Here is a 3,812-nt window from a genome sequence, read left to right on the forward strand (position 1 = left end):
CCGGTGCCCGCGACCAGGGCGGCGCCCATGGCGAGGGCCACTCCCGCGCCGCCGAGGGCCCAGGTGGTGGCGGGTCGCCGCCGGCGGCGGCGAGCTCGAAGGGGTTGCGCGATACGTCAGAGCTTCTCGGGGGTGCGGATACCGAGGAGGGACATGCCCTTCGTCAGCGTGCGGGCCGTCAGGTCGCACAGGAAGAGACGGTTCTCGACCTGCTCCGGGGTGTCGGCCTTGAGGACCGGGCACTCCGCGTAGAACGTCGTGTACAGCGACGCCAGCTGGTAGAGGTACGCCGCGACCTTGTGCGGGGCGTACTCCGTTGCCGCCTCGGCGATCAGCTCGCCGAACTGGTCCAGGTGCAGACCCAGTGCCCGCTCGGACGGGGCGAGCGCCAGCTGCGCGCGGGCCGCGGGCCGCGCGTCCCCGGACTTTCGGAGGATCGACTGGATACGGGCGTACGCGTACTGGAGGTACACGGAGGTGTCACCGGTCAGCGACACCATCTGGTCGAGGTCGAACTTGTAGTCACGGGCCGCCGACGTCGACAGGTCCGCGTACTTCACCGCACCGATGCCGACCTGGGCCGCGCGCTCGGCGATCTCTTCCTCGCTCAGCTCCTTGGCCTTCTCGCGCACCACGGTGGCGGCCCGCTCCACGGCCTCGTCGAGCAGGTCCACCAGCCGGACCGTCTCGCCCTCACGGGTCTTGAACGGCTTGCCGTCCTTGCCGAGCACCGTGCCGAACGCCAGCTGCACGGCCTTGACCCCGTCGTTCAGCCAGCCGGCCCGGCGGGCCGTCTCGAAGACCATCTTGAAGTGCAGCGACTGACGGGCGTCCACGACGTAGAGCAGCGTCGAGGCGTTCAGGTTGCCCACCCGGTCGCGGATCGCCGACAGGTCGGTCGCCGCGTAGCCGAAGCCGCCGTCCGACTTCTGCACGATCAGCGGGGTCGGGTTGCCGTCCGGGCCCTTGACGTCGTCGAAGAAGACGCACAGCGCGCCGTTGGAGCGGACGGCGACGCCCGACTCCTCCAGCAGCTTGCAGGTCTCCACCAGCATGTCGTTGTAGCCGGACTCGCCGACCACGTCGGGGTCCTGGATGTCCATGTCCAGCTTGTTGAAGACGGAGTAGAAATAGATCTTCGACTCGTCGACGAACCGCTGCCACAGGGCGAGGGTCTGCGCATCGCCGGCCTGGAGGTCCACCACCCGGGCCCGGGCCCGCGTCTTGAATTCCTCGTCGGAGTCGAAGAGCGCGCGCGAGGCCTTGTACAGGCGGTTCAGGTTGGACATGGCCTCCTCGCCGGAGACCTCCTCGTCCGACTTGTGGTCCAGCTCGTGCGGGTGCTCCAGCAGGTACTGGATGAGCATGCCGAACTGGGTGCCCCAGTCGCCGATGTGGTGGCGGCGGACCACCTTCTCGCCCGTGAACTCCAGGATCTCCACCATCGCCGCGCCGATCACGGCGGAGCGCAGGTGTCCGACGTGCATCTCCTTGGCCACGTTCGGCTGCGCGTAGTCGATCACCGTGGTGCCGGCGTTCGCCGCGAGCGGGACGCCCAGGCGGTCGTCGCCGGCCCGCGCGGCCAGGGTCTCGATGATCGCCCGGTCGGTGATGGTGATGTTGAGGAAGCCGGGGCCCGAGACCTCGATCTCCTGGATCAGGTCACCCGTCGGGATTCCCTCGACCACGGTCGCCGCCAGCTCGCGCGGGTTGGCCTTCGCCTTCTTCGCGAGCGCCAGGATGCCGTTGGCCTGGAAGTCGGCCCGGTCGCTTCGTCGCAGCAGCGGGTCCGCGCCACCGGCCTCCGGCAGGGCGGAGGCAAGGGCGTCCGCGACGCGCTGGTTGACGGAAGAAGCGAGGGAAGGGACCGAGGCCATGAGCTGCCGTTCCTGTGAGGGTGTGCCGGTGGGTGCACTTGGTTGTTCCGACAAGAGCCGAGTATCCCACGCGGCGGCAACCCGTTTCTCGATGGAAAAGCAACCTCAGAGTGACCCGTTCCGTCTGGGAGAATGGCTGAAGCCAGCATTCGAGATAGAAGGACGTGTCGTGGCTCAGAGCAGCACCGAGACCGACTGGGTCTCCCGTTTCGCGGACGAGGTCATCGCCGAGGCGGAGCGCCGAGCACCCGGCAAACCTGTCGTCGTCGCGTCCGGACTCTCCCCCTCCGGTCCCATCCACCTGGGCAACCTGCGCGAGGTCATGACCCCGCACCTGGTCGCGGACGAGATCCGCCGCCGGGGCATCGAGGTCCGCCACCTGATCTCGTGGGACGACTACGACCGGTACCGCAAGGTGCCCGCAGGCGTGCCCGGCATCGACGAGTCGTGGGCCCAGCACATCGGCAAGCCGCTGACCGCCGTGCCCGCCCCCGCCGGGTCCGCGTACCCGAACTGGGCCGAGCACTTCAAGGCCGTCTTCGTCGGGGCCCTTGCCGAGATGGGCGTCGAGTACGACCCGATCAGCCAGACCGAGCAGTACACGAACGGCGTCTACCGCGAGCAGGTGCTGTTCGCGATGAAGCACCGCGGCGACATCGACGCCGTCCTCGACCAGTACCGCACCAAGCAGAAGCCGGGCGGCAAGAAGCCCCAGCAGAAGCAGGTCGACGAGGCCGAGCTGGAGGCCGCCGAGGGCTCCGGCGCGGCCGCCGAGGACGACGGCAGCACCGGCGAGGGCGGGTACTTCCCGTACAAGCCGTACTGCGGCCGGTGCGGCAAGGACTTCACCAAGGTCACCTCGTACGACGACGAGACCACCGAGATGACCTACGTCTGCACCGAGGACGAGTTCACCGAGACGGTCAAGCTCAGCGAGTTCAACCGCGGCAAGCTCGTCTGGAAGGTCGACTGGCCGATGCGCTGGGCCTACGAGGGCGTGATCTTCGAGCCCTCCGGCGTCGACCACTCCTCGCCCGGCTCGTCCTTCCAGGTCGGCGGTCAGATCGTGCACATCTTCGGCGGCGAGCAGCCGATCGGACCGATGTACGCGTTCGTCGGCATCAGCGGCATGGCGAAGATGTCCTCCAGCAAGGGCGGGGTCCCGACCCCGGCCGACGCGCTGAAGATCATGGAGCCGCAGCTGCTGCGCTGGCTCTACGCCCGCCGCCGCCCCAACCAGTCCTTCAAGATCGCCTTCGACCAGGAGATCCAGCGGCTCTACGACGAGTGGGACAAGCTGGAGGCCAAGGTCGCCGACGGCTCCGTGCTGCCCGCCGACGCGGCCGCGCACACCCGCGCCGTGCGCACCGCCGCCGCCGAGCTGCCGCGGACCCCGCGCCCGCTCCCGTACCGGACGCTCGCCTCCGTCGCCGACATCACCGCCGGCCACGACGAGCAGACCCTGCGCATCCTGACCGACCTCGACCCGACGCAGCCCCTCACCTCCCTCGACGAGGTACGGCCGCGCCTGGACCGCGCCGAGAACTGGATCACCACCCAGGTCCCGGCCGACCAGCGGACCCTCGTACGCGAGGAGGCCGACACCGAGCTGCTGTCGTCCCTGGACGACGAGGGCCGCGAATCGCTGCGGCTGCTGCTCGACGGGCTGGACTCGCACTGGTCCCTGGACGGGCTGACCACCCTCGTCTACGGCGTCCCGAAGGTGATGGCGGGCCTCGAACCGGACGCCAAGCCGACCCCGGAACTCAAGGTCGCGCAGCGCACGTTCTTCGCGCTGCTCTACCGGCTCCTCGTGACCCGGGAGACCGGGCCGCGACTGCCCACGCTGCTGCTGGCGGTGGGCGCCGACCGCGTGCGCAAGCTGCTCGCCGTCTGAGCCCGCAGGAACCATGCGCAAAGGGCCCGCACCCCGAG

At 69.4% G+C, this 3,812-nt stretch carries 2 protein-coding genes; one reads left to right on the forward strand and one right to left on the reverse strand.

Features of this window, described 5'->3' with window-relative positions:
- Positions 1-116 precede the first annotated feature (116 nt).
- Complete coding sequence (argS, locus tag ACWGIU_RS32365) at positions 117-1,877, reverse strand: arginine--tRNA ligase (protein WP_453711673.1); 1,761 nt, start codon at positions 1,875-1,877, stop codon at positions 117-119.
- A gap of 169 nt (positions 1,878-2,046) precedes the next feature.
- Here argS and lysS point away from each other — a divergent pair, with 169 nt between their 5' ends.
- Complete coding sequence (lysS, locus tag ACWGIU_RS32370; protein ID WP_453711674.1) at positions 2,047-3,774, forward strand: lysine--tRNA ligase; 1,728 nt, start codon at positions 2,047-2,049, stop codon at positions 3,772-3,774.
- Positions 3,775-3,812 lie beyond the last annotated feature (38 nt).

Source organism: Streptomyces sp. NPDC054840, assembly GCF_053611065.1.

What these genes read in the sequence shown, in the direction of transcription:
- argS (WP_453711673.1), bottom strand. Translation starts at nt 1,877, where the DNA reads ATGGCCTCGGTCCCTTCCCTCGCTTCTTCCGTCAACCAGCGCGTCGCG.